Below are 22,547 nucleotides of genomic sequence, written 5' to 3' on the forward strand. Positions count from 1 at the left end.
CGTGAGGGCGGGCCAGCTGGCCCGCCCTCACGCTGCGGTCCGATCCGGGTCAGTCGGTCCCGGCCGTGTCGTCCTCGCCGCGGTCGCCGCCGGCGAGCTCGACCGGGGGCACGTCCGGCGCGGACGGCGAGTCCACGGCCCGGAAGCTCACGGTGTCGCCCTCGGTGTCGACCCCGGCCACGATCAGCTGCCCCGGGGTGAACTCGCCGAGCAGGATGCGCTCGGAGAGCTTGTCCTCGAGCTCACGCTGGATCGTGCGACGCAGCGGACGGGCACCGAGCTGCGGGTCGTAGCCCTTCTCGGCGAGCCAGATCTTGAGGTCGTCGGTCAGCTCGAGGTCGAGGTCCTTGACGCGCAGCTGGTTCTTCACCCGCGCGAGCATCAGGTCGACGATCTCCTTGACCTCCTCCCGCGAGAGCGGGTGGAAGACGATGGTGTCGTCGATGCGGTTGAGGAACTCGGGTCGGAAGTGCTTCTTGAGCTCGTCGTCGACCTGGCTCCTCATCTTCTCGTACATCGACGCGTCGTCGGCCGCCACGAACCCGACCGCGGGGGCGGTGAGGTTCTTGGTCCCGAGGTTGGAGGTCATGATCAGGATGGTGTTCTTGAAGTCCACCGTGCGGCCCTGCGCGTCGGTGAGCCGCCCGTCCTCGAGGATCTGCAGGAGGGTGTTGAACACATCCGGGTGGGCCTTCTCGACCTCGTCGAAGAGCACCACCGAGAAGGGCTTGCGGCGCACCTGTTCGGTGAGCTGGCCGCCCTCGTCGTAGCCGACGTACCCCGGGGGCGAACCCACGAGCCGGCTGACGGTGTGCTTCTCCATGTACTCGGACATGTCGAGGTGGATCAGCGAGTTCTCGTCGCCGAACAGGTACTCGGCGAGGGTCTTGGCGAGCTCGGTCTTGCCGACACCGGAGGGGCCGAGGAAGATGAACGACCCGGACGGCCGCTTGGGGTCCTTCAGGCCGGCCCGGGTGCGCCGGATGGCCTTGGACACCGCGGTGATCGACTGCTCCTGCCCGATGACGCGCTTGTGCAGCTCGTCCTCCATGTGCAGCAGCTTGTCGGTCTCCTCCTGGGTCAGCTTGAAGACCGGGATACCGGTCCAGACCGCGAGGACCTCGGCGACGACCTCCTCGTCGACGGTCAGCACCTGGTCCATGCCTTCCGAGCGCCACTCGTCCTCGCGGTGCTGGCGGTTCTCGATCAGCTTCTTCTCCTCGTCACGCAGACGAGCGGCACGCTCGAAGTCCTGCGCGTCGATGGCGTCCTCCTTCGCGCGACGGGCCTCCTCGATGGAGGCGTCGAGCTCGGCGAGGTCCGGCGGCGTGGTCATCGCCCGGATGCGCAGACGCGAGCCCGCCTCGTCGATGAGGTCGATGGCCTTGTCCGGCAGGTAGCGGTCGGAGATGTAGCGGTCAGCGAGCTCGGCGGCCGACACGAGCGCCTCGTCGGTGATGGTCACCCGGTGGTGGGCCTCGTAGCGGTCGCGGAGGCCCTTGAGGATCTCGATGGTGTGCTCCATCGAGGGTTCCTCGACCTTGACCGGCTGGAAGCGCCGTTCGAGGGCTGCGTCCTTCTCGACGTACTTGCGGTACTCGTCGAGGGTGGTGGCGCCGATGGTCTGGATCTCGCCTCGGGCCAGCATGGGCTTGAGGATCGAGGCCGCGTCGATGGCACCCTCGGCCGCACCGGCACCGACGAGGGTGTGGATCTCGTCGATGAACAGGATGATGTCGCCGCGGGTGGTGATCTCCTTGAGGACCTTCTTCAGGCGCTCCTCGAAGTCACCGCGGTAGCGCGACCCGGCCACGAGCGCGCCGAGGTCGAGGGTGTAGAGGTGCTTGTCGGTCAGGGTCTCGGGGACCTCACCGGCCACGATGCGCTGGGCGAGCCCCTCGACGATGGCGGTCTTGCCGACGCCTGGCTCACCGATCAGGACCGGGTTGTTCTTGGTCCGGCGCGACAGGACCTGCATCACGCGCTCGATCTCCCGCGCGCGGCCGATGACGGGGTCGAGTTCGGCGTCCCGGGCGGCCTGGGTGAGGTTGCGCCCGAACTGGTCGAGTACGGTCGAGCCCTCGCGAGCGCCACCGGTGCTGCCCTCGCCGACGCCGGCGCCGGCCTTGCCGCCCTCGCTCCCCGCGTACCCGGACAGCAGCTGGATGACCTGCTGGCGGACGCGGTTGAGGTCGGCGGACAGCTTCTGGAGGACCTGGGCGGCGACGCCCTCGCCCTCGCGGATGAGCCCGAGCAGGATGTGCTCGGTGCCGATGTAGTTGTGACCGAGCTGGAGCGCTTCGCGCAGGGACAGCTCGAGCACCTTCTTGGCCCGGGGGGTGAACGGGATGTGACCCGCCGGCGCGGTCTGGCCACGGCCGATGATCTCGGTGACCTGGTTGCGCACGGCCTCGAGGGAGATGTTCATCGACTCGAGGGCCTTGGCGGCGACCCCCTCGCCCTCGTGGATCAGGCCGAGCAGGATGTGCTCGGTCCCGATGTAGTTGTGGTTCAGCATCCTCGCCTCTTCTTGGGCGAGGACGACGACCCGGCGGGCCCGGTCGGTGAACCTCTCGAACATGTGGATGACTCCCCACGGCTGGGCCCGGTGGACCCTCCGGGTGAGGGTCCGGGACCTCGACCGACTGTAACCCATCGATCCATCGCGCTTCCCCGGGTTCGTGGCCACTTCGGGGGTGGTTCGGGCTCGGCTCCCGCCCGGCCCCGGTCGGACGGACCGGGACGTGGGCGGGCGGCGGGCGCGAGCCGGCGCGGACGGCGGCGATCGGTCGACGAGGGTGGAGGTAGACGGCGCGATCCGCTGCCGCGTGGAGCCGACCCGGCGCACATCCGTCGAGCCGTACCGGACCGGACGGTCGGACGCGTGCGCCGACGGACCCCTTCGGCCGGGGGCGACACCCCCTCGCGGACCTACGGTGATGCCGTGATCACCCTCCGGCACCGTCCGTCGGGCTCCGCCCTGCTCGGCGGCGCCCTCGCGGTCGCCATCGCCGGTTCCCTCCTCGCGGGGTGCACGGAGGGTGGCGGTGACGGGTCGACGGCCCTCGAGCCCGCGACCGGTGCCGCGCTCGCCGACGCTGCCGAGCGGCTCGCCCTCGCGCTGGCCCGCGACGAGCCCTGCGCCGCGCTCGATGAGGCGGACACGCTCGAACGACGCGCCACCGCGGCGTTGGCCGACGGTGCCGCCCCCGAGTCGGTCGTCGACGAGACGATCCGGGTCGCTGCGGCCGTGACCGTCGGGCTGTCGTGCGACGACACCGACGGCGACGGAGCGGCTGACGACGAGGTGACGGACGACGAGGTGACGGACGACGACCGCTCCGGGACGCCCGCGCCGGAGCCGCCTCCGCCAGCAGCGGAACCCGCACCTGCACCTGCACCTGCACCCGCCCCCGTTCCGCCGAGCGGTGACGACGACGGGGGATCGGGCTCGTCCGGCGGCGACCAGGGCGGCGGGGGCGGCCCGGAGAACGAACCGCCCGGGGCTGACCGTGGCGGCGGGCCACCGCCCGGTCGTGGCTCCGGACAGGGAGGCGGCCCGTGAGCGCCGCACCCGACGCTGACGGGCGCGGCGCCTCCGATCGCCACGACGGTGGGCGTGGTGACGGTGAGCCCACGCAGGAGCACCTCGACGGCGCACCGGCCCAGGCGCACGTCGTCGACGATCGCCCCGGTGGCACCGCGGTCGGGCCGGGCCCATCGGCTTCCCGGACGTGGTCGCCCGCACCGATGCTGCCGAGCCAGATCGCGTCCGGCCGTTACCGGGTGACCGGCCAGCTCGGCGTCGGTGGCATGGGGGTGGTCGTGCGGGCGGAGGACGAGGTGCTCGGTCGCGAGGTCGCGATCAAGCTCCTCGCCGACAACCTCTCCCTCGACGCGGGTTCGTACGCGCGCTTCCTGCGCGAGGCACGTGCGGCGGCGTCCGTCAGCGACCCTCGTGTGGTCGCCGTCTACGACGTCGGCGAGGAGACGGGCCGCCCCTACCTGGTGATGGAGTGCGTCGACGGGCCGAGCCTCTCGGACGTGCTCGCCTCCGAGGGTCCGCTGTCGCCCGAGGCGGTCACCCAGATCGCCACGGACGCGCTCGGGGCCCTCCACAGCGCGCACCAGGCGGGCCTCCTGCACCGCGACGTCAAGCCGGGCAACCTGCTGCGCGCGGCGGACGGCACCGTCAAGGTGACCGACTTCGGGGTCGCGGTCGCCATCGACCAGGAACGCCTGACGCGCACCGGCTTCGTCATCGGCACGGCGGGATACCTCGCGCCGGAGCGTCGGCGCGGGGAACCGGCGACCGTGCGCACGGACCTGTGGGCGCTCGGGGCGACCCTGACCGAGCTGCTGACCGGCCACGCGCCGGGCGACGAAGCCAGCGTTCGCACGGCGACGCGCTCCGACGTGCCGCCGAGGCTGCGCGAGCTGCTGCGCCGACTGCTCGCCGAACACCCCGACGACCGCCCACCGGATGCCCTCGCCGCCCTCGACATCCTCGCCAGCGATCCGGTGCACAGCGGCGCGCCGACGCCGCCGCCGCCCCACCGCGAGGCCACCGCGGCGATGGTCGTGGACCGGACCACCGGACCGCACGAGGAGCAGGCGCCGGACCTCACCGGCGAGGGACCGTTCGAGCCCGTGGGCGCCGACACGCCCACCGGAGCCATCGCCGCCGAACCGGCTGCCGACGCGGCGGCAGGTGACGGTCCGGAGCCCCGCGGGGAGGGGAAGCGTTCGCGGACGACGGCCACGTTGGCCGGTCTCACGGTGTTGATCCTGGCGCTGGCAGCCCTGGCAGCGCTCGACCTCGGTCCGTTCGCGGCCGGCAGCACGCCGGACGAGACCTTCGGCCCGATCGTCCTCGACCCGGCCGATCCGAGCGGCACCGCCCGGGACCTCGCACAGCAGCTCCGGGACCGTGCGGGCCGCTGAGCCGGGTGCCACGCCGTGGTACCGAGTCGACCGAGACGCTCAGAGCCCGACGACGTCGACGCGGCCCCGAACCGCCGCCCAGAACCGCTCGGCCTCCGGCGACATCTCGACGTCGATGATGCCGTCCCGGCGCAGCCGGGCCACCCACGAGTCCACGTTGGTCTGGTGGAACACGAACGGCCCGAGGTCCCGTTCGCGCGGTAGCTCCAACGCCACCTCACCGATTGGCGCCACGCGCCGGATCCGAACGAGCATCGCCTGCAGCACCCGGTGGATGGAGTCCGGCGCCCCGGACGAGCTCGGGAGCCTGCCCTCCTCCTTGCTGCGCGCGATCGCGTGACGGAGCCGGTCGATGTACTCCGCCCAGGCGTGGGCGTCCGCACCGTCCACGACCACCTCGACGCCGCCCGGAGCCACCGTGGCGCCGTCGTGGACCACGTAGCGCCCCTTCCCGGCGTGCTTGGCGGCCAGCAGCGCCTCGTCGGCCGCCAGCTCGAGCGTGTCGAGCGCGCCACGGGACTCGCGGACGGCGAGGCCGATCGACACCGTCACCTCGAGCTCGGTCCCTCGCAACGTCCGGGCTGGACGGATGGGGGCCGCGACGGCCGTGAGGATCTCCTCGGCCAGGGCTCGCGCTCGTTCCTCGTCGGCTCCGGCGAGCACCACCGCCAGTTCGTCGCCGCCGAGCCGGGCGACGGTGTCGGTGGCACGCACCAACGATCCGATCCGATCCGCGATCGCCACCAGCACGCCATCGCCAGCCGCGTGACCGTGCAGATCGTTGATGCCCTTGAAGTCGTCGACGTCGAGGTGCATCAACGCGACCGGCAGCTCCGACAGATCGGCCCGTTCGGCCGATTCCCGGAGCCCCTCCTCGTAGCGGAGACGGTTCGCCAGCCCGGTCAGCGGATCGGCGCTCGCCTGCTGCTCGAGGCGCGCCTCGAGCTCACGCCGCGCCGTGATGTCCACGAACGTCGAGATGATCAGATCGTTGGTGGGGTCGTCGTCCGGCTGGAGCGGGACGGCGCTCTGGAGCAGCCAGCAGGGGGAGCCGTCCCGGACCACGAACCCGACCACCGCGTCCCGCACGGGCTCACCGGACCGCCGCGCGTGCTGCGCAGGTTCCTCATCGAGCGTCATCTCGCGCCCGTCCTCGTGCAGCAGCGTCCAGGGGTGATCGCCGGCGCGGGAACCGAGCAGGACCCCATGGGTGCCGAGGACGCCATCGAACAGCTCGTGCGCCGCGTCGTTGGCCGTCAGGACCCGCCCGTCGACATCCGCGACGACGACGGCGACACCGATGCTCTCGGCGAAGGAACGGAACGCCGCCTCGAAACGCACGTCGCCCTCTCCCCGTCCCGGTGTCCGCCGCGTCGACTCTCACCGGAGCATCGGCCGAAGCGTCCGGGACTTCACCCTTCACCTCAGTACCACTTCGTCGGGAGGTCGCTCTCGGGCGGGAGCACGACCAGTTCGAGCAGCTCGCGCACGTCGGCGGCCACTGCGTAGAGCCGCCGGTAGTCGGGACGGGCGAAGTCCGCGGCGTAGAGCTGCTCGAAGAACGCGAGGAGGCCGTCCCAGAACCCGTCGACCTGCAGCATGACGATGGGCCGCCGGTGGTAGCCGAGCTGCTTCAGGGTCAACACCTCGAGCAGCTCCTCGAGGGTCCCGAAACCGCCGGGGAGCGCGACGAAGGCGTCCGCTCGGACGATCATCTCCTGCTTGCGACCGCCCATCCCCTCGGTGACCACCAGCTCGTCGCACGCGTCGTCGGCGAGCCCGCGCTCGACCATGAGCTCGGGGACGACCCCGGTGACCCGACCGCCGGCCTCGCGGACCGAACGGGCGACCACGCCCATGAGCCCGACCGAGGTGCCGCCGTAGACCAGCTCGTGGCCCGCCTCGCCGAGCGCCGTGCCGTACGCGTGGGCGACCTCGCTGTAGCGGTCGTCGACCGCCTCGGAGGACGAGCAGTAGGTCGTGATCCGCACGTGCGGCTCTCCAGGTCGACTCGAACGCGTGACGCCGTCGGGGTCAGACGCCCGACTCGGGTCGCAGCGTCGGGAACAGGATGACATCACGGATGTTGTGGACGTCGGCGAGCAGCATCACGAGCCGGTCGACCCCGATGCCGAGCCCGCCGGTGGGCGGGAGGCCGAGCTCCATCGCCCGCAGGTACGGCTCGTCGATCGGCATCGCCTCGTGGTCGCCGGCGGCCTTGGCGCGCGCTTGCGCCTCGAAGCGCTCGCGTTGGTCGACCGGATCGATGAGCTCGGAGAAGGCGTTGCCGAACTCGCGGCCCGCGACGATGAGCTCGAAGCGTTCGGTCACGTGGGGCTGATCGCGGTGGCGACGCGCGAGCGGGCTGACCTCGATCGGGTAGTCGGTGACGAAGGTCGGCTCCCAGAGGGTGTGCTCGACGAGCGCCTCGTACACCTCGAGCGCGAGCTTGCCGACTCCCCAGGCGTCCTCGTGGTGGACCTCGTGCGCGTCGCAGACGCCCCGCCAGGTGTCGAGATCGTCGTCGTAGGTGAGCTCGCCGCGGCCCGTCGCCTCGCGGACGAGGTCCAGGAGGGGGATCCGCCGGAACGGCCCCGCGAGGGACACCTCGCGGTCGCCGTAGGTGAGCTCGAGCGTGCCGACCGCCTCCCGCGATGCGCGCTGCAGCAGCGCCTCGGTCAGGTCCATGACGTCGTGGTAGTCGGCGTAGGCCTCGTACGACTCGAGCATCGTGAACTCGGGGTTGTGCCGGGTCGACATGCCCTCGTTGCGGAAGCTCCGGTTGATCTCGAAGACCCGGTTCATGCCACCCGCGATGAGCCGCTTGAGGTAGAGCTCGGGCGCGATGCGCAGGTAGAGGTCGGTGTCCAAGGTGTTGTGGTGGGTCACGAACGGTCGCGCAGCGGCCCCGCCGGGGATCGGGTGCAGCATCGGGGTCTCGACCTCGACGAACCCGCGCTCGTCGAGCTCGGCCCGGAGCGCCTTGAGCACCTTCGCCCGGACCGTGAAGACCCGGCGGGCGTCGGCGTTGACCACGAGGTCGAGCTCGCGCTGACGGAAGCGCGCCTCGGTGTCGGTGAGGCCGTGCCACTTGTCGGGCAGCGGCCGAAGGCTCTTGGCGAGGAGGGTGAGCTGCGACGGTTTCACCGACAGCTCACCGGTCTTGGTCGCCAGCACCTCACCGGTCGCGCCGAGCCAGTCCCCGACGTCGAGCTGGCCGAGCAGGTCGCGCGACGGCTCGTCGACGGCCTTGATCGGCACGAACAGCTGGAGCTGCGCGTCCGCCTCCTGGAGGACCAGGAAGTGCAGACGACCCATCGAACGCTTGGCCACGACCCGACCGGCGACGGTGACCTGCTCGCCCGTCTCGGTGCCAGGCTCGAGGGCGGGGTGGCGCTCCGCGACCTCAGCGAGGGTGTCGGTGGGCCGGAACGCGAACGCGTACGGCTCGACACCAGCCTCACGGAGCTGGTCGACCTTCGCCCGGCGGGCGGCGATCAGCTCGTCGAGCTTGGAGCCCTCATCGGGCAGCGCCTCGTCGGACGGGTCACGGGGGGCGTCGGACACGGGCGTCTCGCGGGCTAGGGTGCGGGCGGGGCCGCACGGTAGCGCTGGCGTGCGGGGGTTACGGCAGCCGCGTCAGGGGCGGTTGTGCGCCCAGACCAGGCTCAGGCCCCTGAGCGTGAGCCAGGGATCGTGGTGATCGATGCTCCGGCACGCGTCGAGGACCGCGGACGCCAGTCCCCCGGTCGCCACCGTCGTCACGCCGGGTCCGAGCTCGCGGGAGATGCGTTCGACGAGGGCGTCGACCTGCCCCGCGGCGCCGAAGACGATGCCGGACTGCAACGCGGTGACCGTGGAGCGGCCGATGGCCGCGGGCGGGGCGATCGTCTCGACCCGCGGCAGGCGTGCGGCTCGTCGGACGAGCGCATCGGCGGACGTGCTGACGCCCGGAGCGATGGCCCCCCCGACGAACTGGCCCTGGCCATCGACGACGTCGAACGACGTGGCGGTCCCGAAGTCGACGACGATGGCCGGGCCGCCGTAGAGCGCGTACGCGGCGACGGCGTTGACGATGCGGTCGGCGCCGATCTCGCGCGGGTTGTCCACGCGCAACGCCAGGCCGGTACGCACCCCGGGTTCGACCACCAGCAGCGGTTCGCGCAGGTAGCGATCGGCCAGCTGGCGCAACGTCTCGGTCACGTGCGGGACCACGGACGACACGATCGCCCCGTCGATGTCCGTGCTGAGGTCGAGGCCCACGAACCGGAGCAAGCCGGCGAGCTTGAGGGCGAGCTCGTCGGCGGTCTCGTCGGCGTGGGTCGACAGCCGCCAGTGGTGGCGCACCTCGTCGCCGAGCAGCGTGCCGACGACCGTGCTGGAGTTGCCGACATCGATGGCGAGCAGCACCTCAGGCCTCCGGTCGAGGAGCAGCGTCCGAGCCGACGGCCCGGACGTCCAACGCGATGTCGAGCTGCGGCGCCGAGTGGGTGAGCGCCCCGACGGCCACGCGATCGACCCCGGACGCGGCGTACGCGGCGACCGTGTCGAGCCGGATCGTCCCGGAGGCCTCGAGCAGGACCCGCTCGGCGAGATCGCGAGCCGCGAGGTGGGCGACGGCCTCGGCGCAGCCCTCCGGGGTGAAGTTGTCGAGCAGCACGTCCCGCGCGCCGGCATCGACGGCCGCGTCGAGCTCGGCCAGCGAGGTGACCTCGACCTGGACGTGGCGACCTCCGACGGCGGCGAGAGCGCGCCGGGTGGCCTCGGCCACACCGCCGGCAGCGGCGACGTGGTTGTCCTTGACCAGCAACGCGTCGGCCAGTCCGACGCGGTGGTTCACCCCACCCCCCGCCCGGACGGCCGCCTTCTCGAGCAGCCGCAACCCCGGGGTGGTCTTGCGGGTGTCGCGGACCACGCAGCCCGTGCCGTCGACGGCGCGCGCGAACTCGCGGGTGCGCGTCGCCACCCCCGACAGGTGGGTGAGGAAGTTCAGCGCGGTGCGTTCGCCCGCCAGGACCGACGCGAGCGGACCCGTCACCGCTCCGAGCACCTGGCCCCGCGTGACGGCCGCGCCGTCGGCGACGTCGATCGACACCGCGAGGGACGGGTCGACCGCCGCGAAGGTCAGCTCGACCAGGGCGGTCCCCGCGATCACGCCATCGGCCCGGGCGACCAGCGATGCCTCGCCCGGAAGGTCCGGCGGGATGGTCGCCGTGGCCGTCGCGTCCGCGGCTCGCCGCTGCGCCGGGGTCGCGTCGACCGCGACCCCGAGGTCCTCGGCGAGCGCTCGCGCGACCGCCTCCTCGCCCGCAGCGCGGACCGCGACCGCGTCGAGCACGCCGTCACCGGGGAGGGCGGAGGACCCAGCCACCTGCCGTCCGGTGCTCAGGCCACGCCCCGGACCTGGCCGTGCCGTTCGGCCACCTCGACCGAGACCGGCTGGTTGTCCCCGTCGACGAAGACGACCGTCGGTTCCCAGGCCCGCGCCTCGGCATCCTCGAGATCGGCGTACGAGATGATGATGACGGTGTCGCCGGGCTGGACCAACCGGGCGGCAGCGCCGTTGAGGCAGATCACGCCCGATCCTCGCTCGCCCTCGATCACGTAGGTCTCGAGCCGGGCGCCGTTGTCGTTGTCGACGACCTGCACCTTCTCGTTGACCAGCAGGTCCGCGGCGTCCATCAGGTCGCGGTCGATGGTGATCGAGCCGACGTAATCGAGGTTGGCCTCGGTGACCGTCCCGCGGTGGATCTTGGACTTCATCATCGTGCGGCGCATCTGCACCCGCCTCTCTGCCGTGTCGTTCCGGGACGCTCCCACGTCCCGGTTCCAACCGGTCCACCTGTCGGTGGCGTTCAGCTCGTCGCTGCCAGCAGCCGTTCCTCGTCCTCGGTGTCGCCCAGCACGACGTTGTCGATGAGGCGGACCGGTCCGACGTCGGCTGCGACCGCGACCAGCAGCTGTTGCTGCGCCTCCGGAGATCCGTCTCCCGCCTGCCCGCGCGAGGTCGCGTCGGGTGGTGCGAGGGTCTCGGGGTCGAGCACCTCGACGTAGTCGACGGTGACCCCGGGGGCGGCCGAGAGGGTACCGCCGACCTCGTTGGCGACCCGAACCGCGTCGATCGGCCCCCCTCCCGCGCGGCCGGCGCGAGCCACCGCGACACCCGCCCGGAGCGCGCGCGACAGGCAGAGAGCGCTCCGACGCTCCGCGGGGCCGAGCCGGCGGTTGCGTGACGACATCGCCAACCCGTCGGGTTCGCGGACGGTCGGCGCACCCACGACCTCGACCGGGAGGTCCAGGTCGGCCACGACCCGCCGGATGACGGCCAGCTGCTGGAAGTCCTTGCGGCCGAACACGGCCAGGTCGGGCTGGACGATCGAGAACAGCTTGGTACAGACGGTCGCGACGCCATCGAAGTGGCCGGGGCGCGAGGCGCCACAGAGGCGGTCGGTCAGGCCCCTCACGGTCACCCGGGTGACGGACGGACGGGGGTAGACCTCGGCGACCTCCGGGGCGAACACGACGTCGGGCGCGAGGTCGCCGAGCTCGGCGAGCTGCCCCTCGTCCCCTTCGAGATCGCGCGGGTAGGCGGCCAGGTCATCGGGGCGGTCGAACTGCGTCGGGTTGACGAAGATCGAGACGACCGTGAGGTCCGCGTCGCTGGCCGCCTCACGGACCAGGGCGAGGTGGCCCTCGTGCAGCGCTCCCATGGTGGGCACCAGCGCCACGCGACCGCCCGCACGGCGGGCCTCGCCGACGGCGGCCCGCACCTCGGCGATGGTGGTCAGACGCTGCACACGGGCTCCCTCCGGCGGCGGCGCAGGGTACGTGCCGATCGGGTCACGAGGTCCGCGGGGCGAGGAGGACATCGAGCTCGGCGGCGGCCCCCGGGGACAACTCGGCGCGGACACGGCCGAGCAGGACCCGCGCGAGGTCCCGGTACGCCTCGAGCAGGTCGGGCACATCGGCGGCGAGCACGTCGAGGTGCGCGGCGACCGTGCCCACGTCGCCCCGGACCACCGGACCGGTCAGGGCAGCGGCGCCGGTCGTCATCGCGTTGTCCACGCTGCGGGCCACGAGGGGGCCGAGGAAGGCGGCGGGGTCGTCGATGCGGGCGCCGAGCAGGAGCTGGCGCGCGACCACCACGGCCGCGGCCGCCGCGTTGCTGCCGACCGTGAGACCGGCGTGGTAGAGCCCGCGGACGTCGTCGTCGACATCGTGGGGGTCCCCGCCGAGGTCGGCGACGAGATCCCGTGCCCACGCCCGATCCGTCGCGGACGCGGTCACCGCCCACGGTGTCCCGACGAGGAGGTCGGGATCGCTGGCGCCGGTCGGCACGGTCATCGCGGGGTGGCACGCCGCCACCCCGGCGCCGCAGAGGGCAGCGCGGTGGAGTGGCGCCAGACCGCGCGACCCGGCGACGTGCACCACACGGTGCCCCTCGTGCAGGACGTCCGACCGCGCGAGGTCGGTGACGACCCGCTCGATGGCATCGTCGGGGGTGGCGATGACGACGAGGTCGGCGTCCGCGGCGGCCGCGACGACGTCCCCGTGCGGCCGACAGCCCGCCACGAGCGCCACCACGTGCTCGCGGGAGGCCTCGGACCCACCAGCCACCGCCACCGTCCGGTGACCGGCCCGCGACAGCGCCACCGCCAGCAGGGTCCCCACGCGGCCGGGCCCGACGATGGCGACGCGTCGACGCGAGGTCGTCGAGGTCGTCGAGGTCACGAGCCGGCCGCCTCGTCGGGATCCAGTCCGGGGCGCTCGAACGAGGCTCGCGGTGCTCCCGGCCCTTCGGGTCGCGCCACGTGACGCCCCGGGACGTCGTCGAGCCGGACCACCAGCTCGATGCCGGTGATCGGCGCGATCGCTGCGAGCGCCTGCGCGACGCGCTGACCGTCCGGGAGCGTGCCCCCCGGCCAGACCTCCGCGAGCGGGACGAGGACGAAGGCGCGCTCGGTCAGTCGCGGGTGGGGCAGCTCGAGGTCGGCCGTGGCGAGCCGGACGTCACCGACCAGCAGGAGGTCGATGTCGAGGGGACGCGGGCCCCACCGCTGCTCGGTGGCACGGTCGCGCCCGAACGCAGCCTCGAGGAGCTGGGTCTGCCGGAGGAGGTCGTGGGGGTCGAGGGCCGTCCGGCCCCGGACGACGAGGTTGAGGTAGGGGTCCTGGGGTACGTGCCGCGGGTCGTCGGGCGTCGGCCAGGGCTCGGTCTCGTACACCGCCGACACGTCCTCGACCGCGAACCCGTCGACGTCGTCGAGCGCGTAGACGGCCGCGGTCAGGGTCTCGAGCGCGTCACCGACGTTCGCGCCGAGCGACAGGAAGGTGAGGTCCGCCACGTCAGGCGCGGGTTCGTCGCACGGTGACCGCCACCTCGGCGGCGATCACGGGGAGCGGCGCGGAGGGCTTGTGCACCGTGACCTCGGCGGCGCGCACCCGGTCGTCCTCGAGGCAGCGACCCGCGACGCGTTCGGCGACCGTCTCGATGAGGTCGACCGGCTGCTCGGTGACGAGGGCCACCACCGCCGCGGCGAGGTCGCCGTAGTGGACGGTGTCGGCGACGTCGTCCGACGCGGCGGCCGGCGCGAGGTCGAGGTCGAGGGCCAGGTCGATGACGAACCGCTGGCCGAGCTCGCGCTCGTGCGGCAGGACGCCGTGGTGCGCGAACACCTCGATGCCGGTCACGGTGATGCGGTCCAACGCGGGTCCTCCCGGCACGGACCGCGAGGCTACTGCCGACCGGTCGGCACCGGCCCGTCGGGGAGCTCGCCGGCCGCGATGGCGTGGGCGACCCGGACGGCGCGGGCGGTGGCGGCCACGTCGTGCGCCCGGACGATCCGGACGCCCGCGGCCACGGCCGTCGCGGCCACGGCGAGCGAGCCTTCGAGCCGGTCCGTCGGATCGTCCGAGCCGGTCACCGTGCCGATGAAGGACTTGCGCGAGGCACCGATCATGACGGGCCGGCCGAGCGAGGTCAGGTCCCGCACGGCCTGGAGCAGGGCGAGGTTGTGGCGCGCGTCCTTGGCGAACCCGAGCCCCGGGTCGACCACGATGCGCTCGGGCGGGAGCCCGGCGGCCGTGAGGTCGCGGATCCCTCCCGCGAGCTGGTCGAACACCTCGCGCACCACGTCCTCGTAGGAGGCGTGCTCCTGCATGGTCCGTGGCTCGCCGCGCATGTGGGTCAGCACGTACGGGACGCGCAGGTCGACCACCGTCGGGTGCATCCGCTCGTCCAGCGATCCCGCGGACACGTCGTTGACGATGCTCGCACCGGCCTCGACGGCTGCCCGCGCCACCTCGGCCTTGACCGTGTCGATCGCGACGATCGCACCCTCCGCCGCGAGGGCCTCGACGACGGGCAGGACCCGACGCAGCTCCTCGTCGGCGGGCACGGGATCGGCGCCCGGCCGCGTGGATTCGCCACCGACGTCGACCGCGTCCGCTCCGGCTGCCAGCAGGGCCAGGCCGGCGCGGATCGCCGCGCCGGGGTGATCGCTCGGGTCGTAGGCCGTCCCACCGTCCGAGAACGAATCGGGGGTGACGTTCAGGATGCCCAGCACGACGGGGCGCGAACCGGTGGGCAACATCCCCGCGGGGGTGACCAGGTCCGGAGCCCCTCCGAGCCAGGCGGCCACGGCGGCGTCCACGACCTCGCGGAGCGGACCGGCGAGTTCGGCGCCGCCGACCCGGCCGGCAGCATCGATCAGCCGCGAAGGGACGGCCATGACCTCGAGCCGGTCACCGTCAGCCCGCCCGACGCCGCGCGCCGCAGCGACCTTGTCGGCGATCTCGCTCGCCCGCTCGAGCTGGGTGAGGACCAGCTGTGCGGGGCCACCCTCGGGGACCAGGCGGGCATCCTCGACGCGGCAGATCGGTCGAACCTCAGCCACGGTAGGCACCCTGATCGCTCGGAGGCGTGGACGGGCCGATCCTAGAGGGCCGCGTGTCCTCAGCGACGTCAGGAACGGAGCCGCGACCCTCAGAACAGCGCGGAGCCCCCACCGCCGCCGCGCAGGAGCGCCAGCGCTTCCGCGCGCGTGCGTGGGTCCTCGCGGAAGATGCCGCGGACCGTCGAGGTCACCGTCGTCGCGCCGGCTCGCCGGATGCCACGCATCTCCATGCACAGGTGCCGGGCCTCGACCACCACCATCACGCCACGGGGGTCGAGCTTGCGCTCCATGGTGTCGGCGATCATCGTCGTCATGCGTTCCTGCAGCCCCGGCCGTTTCGCGCAGACGTCGACCAGGCGCGCCAGCTTCGACAGGCCGGTGACCTGCCCGGCCTCGTTCGGCAGGTAGGCGACGTGTGCCACCCCGCTGAACGGGACGAGGTGGTGCTCGCACATGCTGTGGAAGGTGATGTCGCGCATCATCACGATCTCGTCGTGGTGCTCATCGAAGACCACCGACAGAACGTCGGCCGGGTCGACGAGCAGCCCGGCGAAGATCTCGTCGTACTCCCGAGCGACGCGCGCCGGGGTGTCGACGATGCCGGGACGGTCCGGATCCTCGCCGATCGCCTCGAACAGCATCCGCACGGCGCGCTCGATCTTGTCGTGGTCGAACGTGCCGTTCGGTTCGACGCCCGTGATGTCGCGCACCTGGCCCTCGGTCTCGGCAGCGGTCCTGGGTCCGGCGGTCAGCTGTCGGAGCTGGATCCGTCGGTCCTCCGCTTGGTGGTCCGGCCGCTCGACGAACGCGAGGTCTTCTCGGTCGCCCGCTTCCGGGTGGCCTTCTTGGTCGCCTTCTTGGCGGTGGACGCCTTCGGGCCATCGGCGCTCCCGTTGCCGTTCCCGTGCCCGTTCATCGACGGGTCGAGCCGGCGGAGCTTATCGATGACGATCTTCGGGTCCTGCGCTTCGGGGGCGACCACGGCACGCGTGGGTCGCTTGTCGATGGGCGAGAAGACCTCGGCCATGAGCGCGCCGTCGACCGTCTCGACCTCGAGCAGCTTGCTCGCCAACGCCTCGAGCACGTCGTCGTTCTCGACCAGGATCTCGAGCGCCTCGTCGTGGGCCTCGTCGAGGAGCTTGCGGATCTCGGCGTCGATCTGCGCGGCGATCTGCCCGGAGTACTCCGGTCCGCCGCCCATCTCGCGTCCCATGAACGGTTGCGAGTCACCGTGACCGAGCGTGATCGGCCCGAGGATGTCGCTCATGCCGTACTGGGTGACCATCTGCTTGGCGGTCGCGGTGGCCTTCTTGATGTCGTCACCGGCGCCGGTGGTGATGTCGCCGATCTTGAGCTCCTCGGCGACGCGCCCACCGAGCATCACCGCGAGCCGATCGATCAGCTCGCTGCGCGAGATGAGGTACTTGTCCTCGGTCGGCAGCTGCATCGTGAAACCGAGCGCCTGGCCGCGCGGGATGATGGTGACCTTGTGCACGGGGTCGGCGTTGGGCAGGGCGTGCCCGACGATCGCGTGACCACCCTCGTGGTAGGCGACCGTCCGCTTCTCGCGTTCCGACATCAGGCGGGTGCGACGTTCGGGACCGGCGATGACCCGCTCGATGGATTCCTCGAGCTCGGACATCGCGATCGACTTCTTGCCGTAGCGGGCGGCGAGCAGCGCCCCCTCGTTGACGAGGTTGGCGAGGTCGGCACCGGTGAAGCCCGGCGTCTGCCGCGCGAGCACGCCGAGGTCGACGTCGTCCTCGAGCGGTTTGCCACGGGCGTGGGTCTGGAGGATCGCTTCGCGACCGATCAGGTCGGGCCGGTCGACCGGGATCTGGCGGTCGAAGCGGCCCGGGCGCAGCAGCGCCGGGTCGAGGATGTCGGGACGGTTGGTCGCCGCGATGAGGATGACCGTGGTGCGGACGTCGAAGCCGTCCATCTCGACCAGCAGCTGGTTGAGGGTCTGTTCGCGTTCGTCGTGGCCGCCACCCATGCCGGCACCGCGGTGACGACCGACGGCGTCGATCTCGTCGACGAAGATGATCGCGGGGGCGTTCGCCTTGGCCTGCTCGAAGAGGTCCCTCACTCGGCTCGCGCCGACACCGACGAACATCTCGACGAAGTCCGACCCGGAGATCGAGAAGAACGGGACGCCGGCCTCGCCGGCCACCGCGCGGGCGAGCAGGGTCTTGCCGGTCCCGGGGGGGCCGTAGAGCAGCGCACCCTTCGGGATCTTGGCGCCCATCGCCTGGAACTTCTGGGGGTTGGACAGGAACTCCTTGATCTCGCGGAGCTCCTCGACCGCCTCGTCGGCACCGGAGACGTCGGCGAAGGTGACCTTCGGCGCGTCCTTGGAGACCATCTTGGCCTTGGACTTGCCGAACTGCATGACCTTGCCGCCACCGCCCTGCATGTTGTTCATCAGCAGGAAGAAGATCCCGAGGATCAGGATGAAGGGCAGGACCGTGGCGAGGATGGAGGTCAGCGCACCGGGTGCCTCGGCGTCGAACTCGGTGCGGAGCTGGCCCGCGTCGATCCACGAACCGATCTGGTCACCGACGATGTCGGGGTTGTAGACCACCCGGAACGGCGTCGCGTCACCGTCGACGATGCGCTCACCCTCGATGGACTGCGACCGGTTGCCGATCGTCGACAGCTCGAGATCCTGCCCCTGGAGCTGGCCGGCCTCGACGGCCGCGGAGAACTCGGTCCAGGACAGCTCGTCCGGGGCGTTGGCCGCGCCGAGGAAGCTGACCCCGAGCCAGAGCGCCGCCGCGAAGGCGAGGATCCACGGGAGAGGGCCGCGCAGGAGCCGCTGACCTGGCTTCATCTGGTGTTCCCTGCTCGTCGAGTGGAGGGCCTGCGGGCCGCACGACCTCGTGCAGGAACGTCCTCCGAGCGAGGTTCGATGCTACCAGCGGGGTGGGTGGCCGGTCCCTGGCCTGCGGGGCCCCGGCGCACCGTTCGGCGCACGCCAGGCCGCGAGCCGGACGGTCAGGCCGCCCCGTACACCTCGGGCTTGAGGGTCGCGATGCACGGCAGGTTGCGGTACCGCTCGTCGTAGTCGAGCCCGTAGCCCACCACGAAGACGTCGGGGATCTCGAAGCCGACGTACTTGACCGGCAGATCGACCTCGCGGCGCGACGGCTTGGTCAGCAGCGCCATCAGCTCGAGCGACGCGGGCTTGCGCGAGCGCAGGTTCTTGACCAGGTAGTCGAGCGTCAGACCGGAGTCGACGATGTCCTCGACGATCACCACGTGCTTGCCCTCGATGTCGGTGTCGAGGTCCTTGAGGATGCGCACGACCCCGGACGAGGAGGTCGCGGCCCCGTACGAGGAGACCGCCATGAAGTCCACCGAGCAGCCGACCTCGAGGTGACGTGCCAGGTCGGCCATGACCAGGAACGCCCCCTTCAGGACCGCGACGAGGAGGATGTCCCGGCCGGTGTAGTCCTGCGACATGCGGGCGCCGAGCTCGGCGATCTTCGCCTCGATCCGGTCGCTCGAGATCAGCACCGACTCGATGTCGTCGCGGTGCAGGGCGGGGATGGCGTCCAGGTCGGACATCGTGGCTCCGTGGGTGCGAGAGGCGCGGCAGGCCGGGCTCCGTCACAGCCTGTCCGCGGAGCCGATGAAACATCGAGACTAACGGGGGGCGGGGGTGCTCGGGACCGCCAGCAGCTGCGCGGCGGGGGCGGCACGCCCGGCGGCGAGCACCTCCGCATCGACGACCACCCCCGGGATCCACACGACCCGGTCACCGGCCACGAGCAGCGGCCACCGGTCGCGGACCGGTCGGGGCACGCGGGCGTCCACGAACACGTCGGCGACGCGGCGCGTCCCACCGACGGCACGGCACCGGTCCCCCGGACGCCGGTGACGCAGCTCCAGCCCGGCGTGGACCAGCTCGGTCGGCAGCGCGAGCACGCACCGCTCGGCGGTCCCCCCAGGCGGCGGGGCGAGCCCGCCGAGGGCGGGGACCGGAAGGGTCCAGGCGCCGCTCAGCTCGAAGGTGATCTGTCCCGTGGTCGTCCCGTCGGCAGCGACGGACCCGGGGGTCCGGACCTCGACCGCGATGCCGGCCGGGTCCCACCTCGTGGTCCCCGGCAGCTGCAACGGGCGGGGCGGGCTGGGGATCGATCGGCGAGGTGCCACGGCACGCCAGCCGCCGCCCGCGGACACCTCGAGGGCGCCCACCTGGAGCCGGCGCCCCGCCCGGAGCGCGAGCAGGTCGGCGATCACGGCTGCAGGGGGCGGCAGCGCCTGGCCGAGGTCGGCGAACACGCGCCGCCAGAGTCGTCGCTGGACGGCCGCGGGGAGGCGCTCGAGCTGCTCGTCCCGCACGGCGAGCACGTCGCCGCACCGCACCGCGACCTCACCGAACGCCGCATCCGCGAGCGCCCCCAACGCATCGTCGTCCTCGGCGGCGAGTGCCGCGAGGCGCCCGAGCGCGCCGACGGGATCCGGGCCGACCTCACCGAGGAGAGGCAGCACCTGCGAACGGACGAGGACACGCCGCAGACGGGCGTCGTCGTTGGTCGGGTCGCTGGCGACCGGCAGGCCCTCGAGGGCCACGAAGCGACGCAGGTCCGCCCGACGCAGACGCAGGAGGGGGCGCACGAGGTCGGCTGAACGGGGGCGCATCGCGGCCAGTCCACCGACACCGGTCCCCCGCGCGATCCGTAGGACCACGGTCTCGGCCTGGTCGTCCGCGGTGTGGCCGACGAGGATGGCTTCGGCCCCCCGATCGCTCGCGACCCGGCGGAGCGCCGCGTACCGCGCGTCGCGGGCAGCGGCCTCGAGCCCCCGCCCGGAGCGCGCCACCGCGACCGCGGTGATCTCGAGGGCGAGCCCGAGGTAGGCGGCGTGACGCTCGACGACGACGACGTCCTCGGTGTCGTCCCGGAGCCCGTGCCGGACGTGGACGAGGGTGACGATCAGGTCCGGTCGCGCCTCGGTGGCCAGGTAGGCGAGCGCGGTCGAGTCCGGGCCACCGGACAGCGCGACGACGACGGCTGCGCCGCGCGGGAGGTGCGCGAGCTCAGCGGCGACGGCGTCGATCAGCGCGCCGCGGCCGCGGCCGGGGGGCAGCGGGCCCGGCCGCTGCGGTGGGTCCAGGTCCCCGCGCGTCACCCGCTCGGCAGGGACGCGGCCGGGGAGCCACCGACGCGAGCCAGCCAGCCCTCCGGGTCGGCGATCTCCTCGCCACGAGGCAGGTGGTCGGCGCGCTCGAAGGCGCGGTTGAGACCGTCCACCCCGGCGCGAGCGACCACGCCATCGACGAACCGTTCCCCCTCCGCGTACTGACGACGCTTGAGCTCGAACCCACCGACGGTGTTGAGGATCTTCGCGGTGAGGTCGCCGCGGCGGCTGGCGAGGTGCTCGCGCACGCCATCCGGGTCGTCGACCAGCCCGGTCGTGGCCCCGAACATGGCCGCGTTCCCGTGACCTTCGAGCAGGCTCATCAGCCCCTGTGCCTCGTCCATCACCGTCAGCTGGTCGGGGGTGAGCACGAGCTCGATCAGAGGCTGCGACGAGCCGGTCGCGATGACCTTCGCGATGGTCCCCGGCAGGCCGGCGGCCACGTCAGCGACGGCTTCGCCGGACAGCCGGGCGCCCTCGAGGTAGCGGTCGAGCAGCCCCTGCAGGTGCGGGCCGAGCCACGGCGAAGCGTCGAACTGCAGCCGGTGGGTGACCTCGTGGAGCAGCACCGTCCGCCGCACGTCGGTGGCCAGCTCACCGCGCTGCCGGCCGAGCTCGAGCACGTTCGGGCCCACGACGACCAGCTCTCCCGTCGCGCCGCCGGCGACCCGCGAGCCGAGCGGCAGCACGTACTGGCCGAGCACCCGCGTGGACAGCAGCCCGAGCAGCCCGCCGAGCTGGGCCCCGAGCACCCGCGAGGTCACGGCGCGTCGGGGTCCGAGCCGCTCGCGGAGCGGCTCGAAGGCGCCGCGCATGCCCGCCAGGTTCGCGCGGACCCACCCGAGGCGCCCGATCACGCGGGCGCGCGTCGGGGGCAGGTCGGCGCCGAGACCGGACCAGCGCCGCGCCGCTTCGTCGATGGCCGGCAGGTCCGCGGCGACCTCGGCCCGCAGCCGAGCGGCCGCCTCGGCATCGTCACGCTTGCCGATCACCACCAGCCGGGCCGCCGCGATGGCGACCCGCTCGTCGATCAGCGGCGGTGAGGTCGGGTGGGCCACGGGTGCCGACCTCTCTGATCGGATCAGGTCTCGCGCTGGACCTCGGTCAGGCCGCGTCGTGCTTGGCGGGCCGGACCACCAGGAGGTACCAGAGTCCGATCCCGATCACGAGCCCCACGACCCCGACGACCAGCAGGATCAACGACGCCGCCCAGTGGAACGGCAGGTCCGGGTCCTCGTACCCGGCCAGCGACCGGGCCGGGTTGTCGAGCTCGTCACGCGGTATCGGGTCCGGTCCGAGGGGCTCGTCATCCGCAGCCGCGGCCAGCACGACGTCGGCCGGGGTCTCGACCACGTCGGCCGGGGCCTCGACCACGTCGGCGGAGGCCGCGCTGGGCACGAGAAGCAGGGCGATCAGCGCCAGCAACAGGGGCGCGAGGAGGCGGCGCATCGGGCGGCTCCGAGGGGCTCGGGGGCGGTTCGAGTCGACGGTGCGCACACGAGCGAGGTTCGAGCTCGGGCGACGCGGGAGCCTACCTCAGGCCCGTCCGAGGTTCCGAAGCGGCGGGTCCGGCGCACGGGTGCATCAGGGCGCGATCAGGTCGCGGAACTCGCCGGGCAGCGACGACGAGGCGTCCTGGTCGGTGGCGTCGCCCACGCCGCCGAACCGGTCGAACAGCTCGACGATCCGCGGCGGCTCGTCGTCCTCGCCCGGTTCGGCCGTCGGCAGCTCGGGGATGGCCGGCACGGTGCCGGGCCCGCCGCTCGTCGGAGCGGGGTCCGCCGGAGGGGTGGCGTCGTCGCCGGGGGGCTCGCCCGGCGAGGTCCGCGGGGTCGGCGACTCGAGCGGGGTGATGGACCGCTCCGGGACCAGCGTGGGCGACGGCAACCCACCGTCGGGGAGCGGCGATCGGGTCTCCTCCGCGGTGCGAGCGTCGAACCCCGCGTCGACGGAGCGGGCGTCCTGTTCCGAGCGGGCGACGGTGGTCTGCGGGCCGATCGGGGGATCGCCGACCCCGACCGCCACGACGGCGAGCACGGCGGCGGCGGTGCCGAGCAGGACCCCGGCGCGGTGGAGGACGGTCGCGAGGCGGTCACGCGGCCCGCCGTTCGACCCGGTGGTCGACTCCAGGAGGGCGGGCTCGTCAGGTGTCGGGTCGCCGATCCGAGCCTGCGCCGCGGTCGCGACCACCTCGCCGATGCGCTGCTCGAGGATCTGGAGCAGGAGGCGGTGGTCATCGAGGGCCGCGCGGACCTCGTCCTCGTCGCCTCCCGCGATGGCCGCATCGCTGCGCAGCAGCGCGGCGTCCCAGGCCAGCCGGGAGGTACCGAGCTCACGGTGGAGGTCACCGGCGAGGCGCGCACGATCGGTCGCCGACGGACGTCGGTCGCCTCCGTTGCTGTGGTCGCTCACGGTTCGATCCTGGCTGGGTGCTGGTGGAGGCTTCCACGCGCACGGGGCAGGTTCCTGCTGGCGACCCCCGCCACTCGTCCGCGCCGACCGGTAGGACCGACCATCCGGTCGGGCACCGCACGGTCGGGAGGCGGCCACGGCCGCTACCAA

Annotated in this window: 21 protein-coding genes; 2 read left to right on the top strand and 19 right to left on the bottom strand. The window is 72.7% G+C overall.

Annotated elements, in window-relative coordinates:
• Positions 1 to 49: 49 nt before the first annotated feature.
• A complete protein-coding gene (locus WEB03_RS13040; RefSeq protein ID WP_368071384.1) occupies positions 50 to 2,581 on the bottom strand; it encodes an ATP-dependent Clp protease ATP-binding subunit in 2,532 nt (843 codons plus the stop codon).
• A gap of 363 nt (positions 2,582 to 2,944) precedes the next feature.
• Between WEB03_RS13040 and WEB03_RS13045 the strand changes: the two genes are divergently transcribed.
• Together WEB03_RS13045 and WEB03_RS13050 are read left to right on the top strand one after the other, a co-directional pair.
• Positions 2,945 to 3,565, top strand: coding sequence for a hypothetical protein (locus WEB03_RS13045; protein ID WP_368071383.1), 621 nt, complete (start codon positions 2,945 to 2,947; stop codon positions 3,563 to 3,565).
• Positions 3,562 to 4,944: a serine/threonine-protein kinase gene (locus WEB03_RS13050; RefSeq protein WP_368071382.1), complete on the top strand. Its 1,383-nt coding sequence runs from the start codon at positions 3,562 to 3,564 to the stop codon at positions 4,942 to 4,944. Before WEB03_RS13045 ends, WEB03_RS13050 begins: the two co-directional genes overlap by 4 nt.
• A 39-nt stretch (positions 4,945 to 4,983) precedes the next feature.
• Here WEB03_RS13050 and WEB03_RS13055 read toward each other — a convergent pair whose 3' ends face one another.
• The 18 genes from WEB03_RS13055 to WEB03_RS13140 all read right to left on the bottom strand — a co-directional run bounded on the left by WEB03_RS13055 (position 4,984) and on the right by WEB03_RS13140 (position 22,397).
• Positions 4,984 to 6,285 (bottom strand): diguanylate cyclase, encoded by a 1,302-nt coding sequence (locus WEB03_RS13055; protein ID WP_368071381.1) that lies wholly within the window; start codon positions 6,283 to 6,285, stop codon positions 4,984 to 4,986.
• An 83-nt stretch (positions 6,286 to 6,368) separates the two neighbouring features.
• Complete coding sequence (locus tag WEB03_RS13060; protein WP_368071380.1) at positions 6,369 to 6,935, bottom strand: TIGR00730 family Rossman fold protein; 567 nt, start codon at positions 6,933 to 6,935, stop codon at positions 6,369 to 6,371.
• A gap of 43 nt (positions 6,936 to 6,978) precedes the next feature.
• A complete protein-coding gene (gene lysS / locus WEB03_RS13065) occupies positions 6,979 to 8,511 on the bottom strand; it encodes a lysine--tRNA ligase (protein WP_368071379.1) in 1,533 nt (510 codons plus the stop codon).
• A 72-nt stretch (positions 8,512 to 8,583) separates the two neighbouring features.
• Entirely contained in the window at positions 8,584 to 9,354 is a 771-nt protein-coding gene (locus WEB03_RS13070) for a type III pantothenate kinase (RefSeq protein ID WP_368071378.1), read from the bottom strand.
• Between the two features lies 1 nt (position 9,355).
• Complete coding sequence (gene nadC / locus WEB03_RS13075) at positions 9,356 to 10,315, bottom strand: carboxylating nicotinate-nucleotide diphosphorylase (RefSeq protein WP_368071377.1); 960 nt, start codon at positions 10,313 to 10,315, stop codon at positions 9,356 to 9,358.
• A 14-nt stretch (positions 10,316 to 10,329) separates the two neighbouring features.
• Positions 10,330 to 10,722, bottom strand: coding sequence for an aspartate 1-decarboxylase (panD, locus tag WEB03_RS13080; protein ID WP_368071376.1), 393 nt, complete (start codon positions 10,720 to 10,722; stop codon positions 10,330 to 10,332).
• 77 nt (positions 10,723 to 10,799) lie between these two features.
• On the bottom strand, positions 10,800 to 11,741 hold the full coding sequence (panC, locus tag WEB03_RS13085; RefSeq protein WP_368071375.1) for a pantoate--beta-alanine ligase: 942 nt from the start codon (positions 11,739 to 11,741) through the stop codon (positions 10,800 to 10,802).
• A gap of 43 nt (positions 11,742 to 11,784) precedes the next feature.
• Positions 11,785 to 12,675, bottom strand: coding sequence for a Rossmann-like and DUF2520 domain-containing protein (locus WEB03_RS13090; protein ID WP_368071374.1), 891 nt, complete (start codon positions 12,673 to 12,675; stop codon positions 11,785 to 11,787).
• Complete coding sequence (gene folK, locus WEB03_RS13095; RefSeq protein ID WP_368071373.1) at positions 12,672 to 13,289, bottom strand: 2-amino-4-hydroxy-6-hydroxymethyldihydropteridine diphosphokinase; 618 nt, start codon at positions 13,287 to 13,289, stop codon at positions 12,672 to 12,674. Before folK ends, WEB03_RS13090 begins: the two co-directional genes overlap by 4 nt.
• A 1-nt stretch (position 13,290) precedes the next feature.
• Positions 13,291 to 13,650 carry a dihydroneopterin aldolase gene (gene folB / locus WEB03_RS13100; protein ID WP_368071372.1) on the bottom strand — a complete coding sequence of 120 codons (360 nt, stop codon included), beginning with the start codon at positions 13,648 to 13,650 and terminating at the stop codon, positions 13,291 to 13,293.
• Positions 13,651 to 13,679: 29 nt separating this feature from the next.
• Positions 13,680 to 14,840 (bottom strand): dihydropteroate synthase, encoded by a 1,161-nt coding sequence (folP, locus tag WEB03_RS13105; RefSeq protein WP_368071371.1) that lies wholly within the window; start codon positions 14,838 to 14,840, stop codon positions 13,680 to 13,682.
• 89 nt (positions 14,841 to 14,929) lie between these two features.
• Entirely contained in the window at positions 14,930 to 15,550 is a 621-nt protein-coding gene (folE, locus tag WEB03_RS13110) for a GTP cyclohydrolase I FolE (protein WP_368071370.1), read from the bottom strand.
• Between the two features lie 38 nt (positions 15,551 to 15,588).
• Positions 15,589 to 17,673, bottom strand: a complete 2,085-nt coding sequence (ftsH, locus tag WEB03_RS13115) for an ATP-dependent zinc metalloprotease FtsH (RefSeq protein ID WP_368071369.1) — start codon at positions 17,671 to 17,673, stop codon at positions 15,589 to 15,591.
• 164 nt (positions 17,674 to 17,837) lie between these two features.
• Complete coding sequence (hpt, locus tag WEB03_RS13120; RefSeq protein ID WP_368071368.1) at positions 17,838 to 18,410, bottom strand: hypoxanthine phosphoribosyltransferase; 573 nt, start codon at positions 18,408 to 18,410, stop codon at positions 17,838 to 17,840.
• 78 nt (positions 18,411 to 18,488) lie between these two features.
• Positions 18,489 to 19,976, bottom strand: coding sequence for a tRNA lysidine(34) synthetase TilS (tilS, locus tag WEB03_RS13125; RefSeq protein ID WP_368071367.1), 1,488 nt, complete (start codon positions 19,974 to 19,976; stop codon positions 18,489 to 18,491).
• A complete protein-coding gene (locus tag WEB03_RS13130; protein ID WP_368071366.1) occupies positions 19,973 to 21,043 on the bottom strand; it encodes a zinc-dependent metalloprotease in 1,071 nt (356 codons plus the stop codon). Before WEB03_RS13130 ends, tilS begins: the two co-directional genes overlap by 4 nt.
• A gap of 46 nt (positions 21,044 to 21,089) precedes the next feature.
• Complete coding sequence (locus WEB03_RS13135) at positions 21,090 to 21,434, bottom strand: hypothetical protein (protein WP_368071365.1); 345 nt, start codon at positions 21,432 to 21,434, stop codon at positions 21,090 to 21,092.
• 135 nt (positions 21,435 to 21,569) lie between these two features.
• On the bottom strand, positions 21,570 to 22,397 hold the full coding sequence (locus tag WEB03_RS13140; protein ID WP_368071364.1) for a hypothetical protein: 828 nt from the start codon (positions 22,395 to 22,397) through the stop codon (positions 21,570 to 21,572).
• Positions 22,398 to 22,547: the final 150 nt, after the last annotated feature.

The organism is Nitriliruptor sp., from assembly GCF_040882075.1.
Lineage (GTDB): Bacteria > Actinomycetota > Nitriliruptoria > Nitriliruptorales > Nitriliruptoraceae > Nitriliruptor.

Coding starts and splice junctions, on each gene's coding strand:
- WEB03_RS13040 (WP_368071384.1), bottom strand. CDS start 2,581: ATGTTCGAGAGGTTCACCGACCGGGCCCGCCGGGTCGTCGTCCTCGCC.
- ftsH (WP_368071369.1), bottom strand. CDS start 17,673: ATGAAGCCAGGTCAGCGGCTCCTGCGCGGCCCTCTCCCGTGGATCCTC.
- panD (WP_368071376.1), bottom strand. CDS start 10,722: ATGCGCCGCACGATGATGAAGTCCAAGATCCACCGCGGGACGGTCACC.
- WEB03_RS13135 (WP_368071365.1), bottom strand. CDS start 21,434: ATGCGCCGCCTCCTCGCGCCCCTGTTGCTGGCGCTGATCGCCCTGCTT.
- hpt (WP_368071368.1), bottom strand. CDS start 18,410: ATGTCCGACCTGGACGCCATCCCCGCCCTGCACCGCGACGACATCGAG.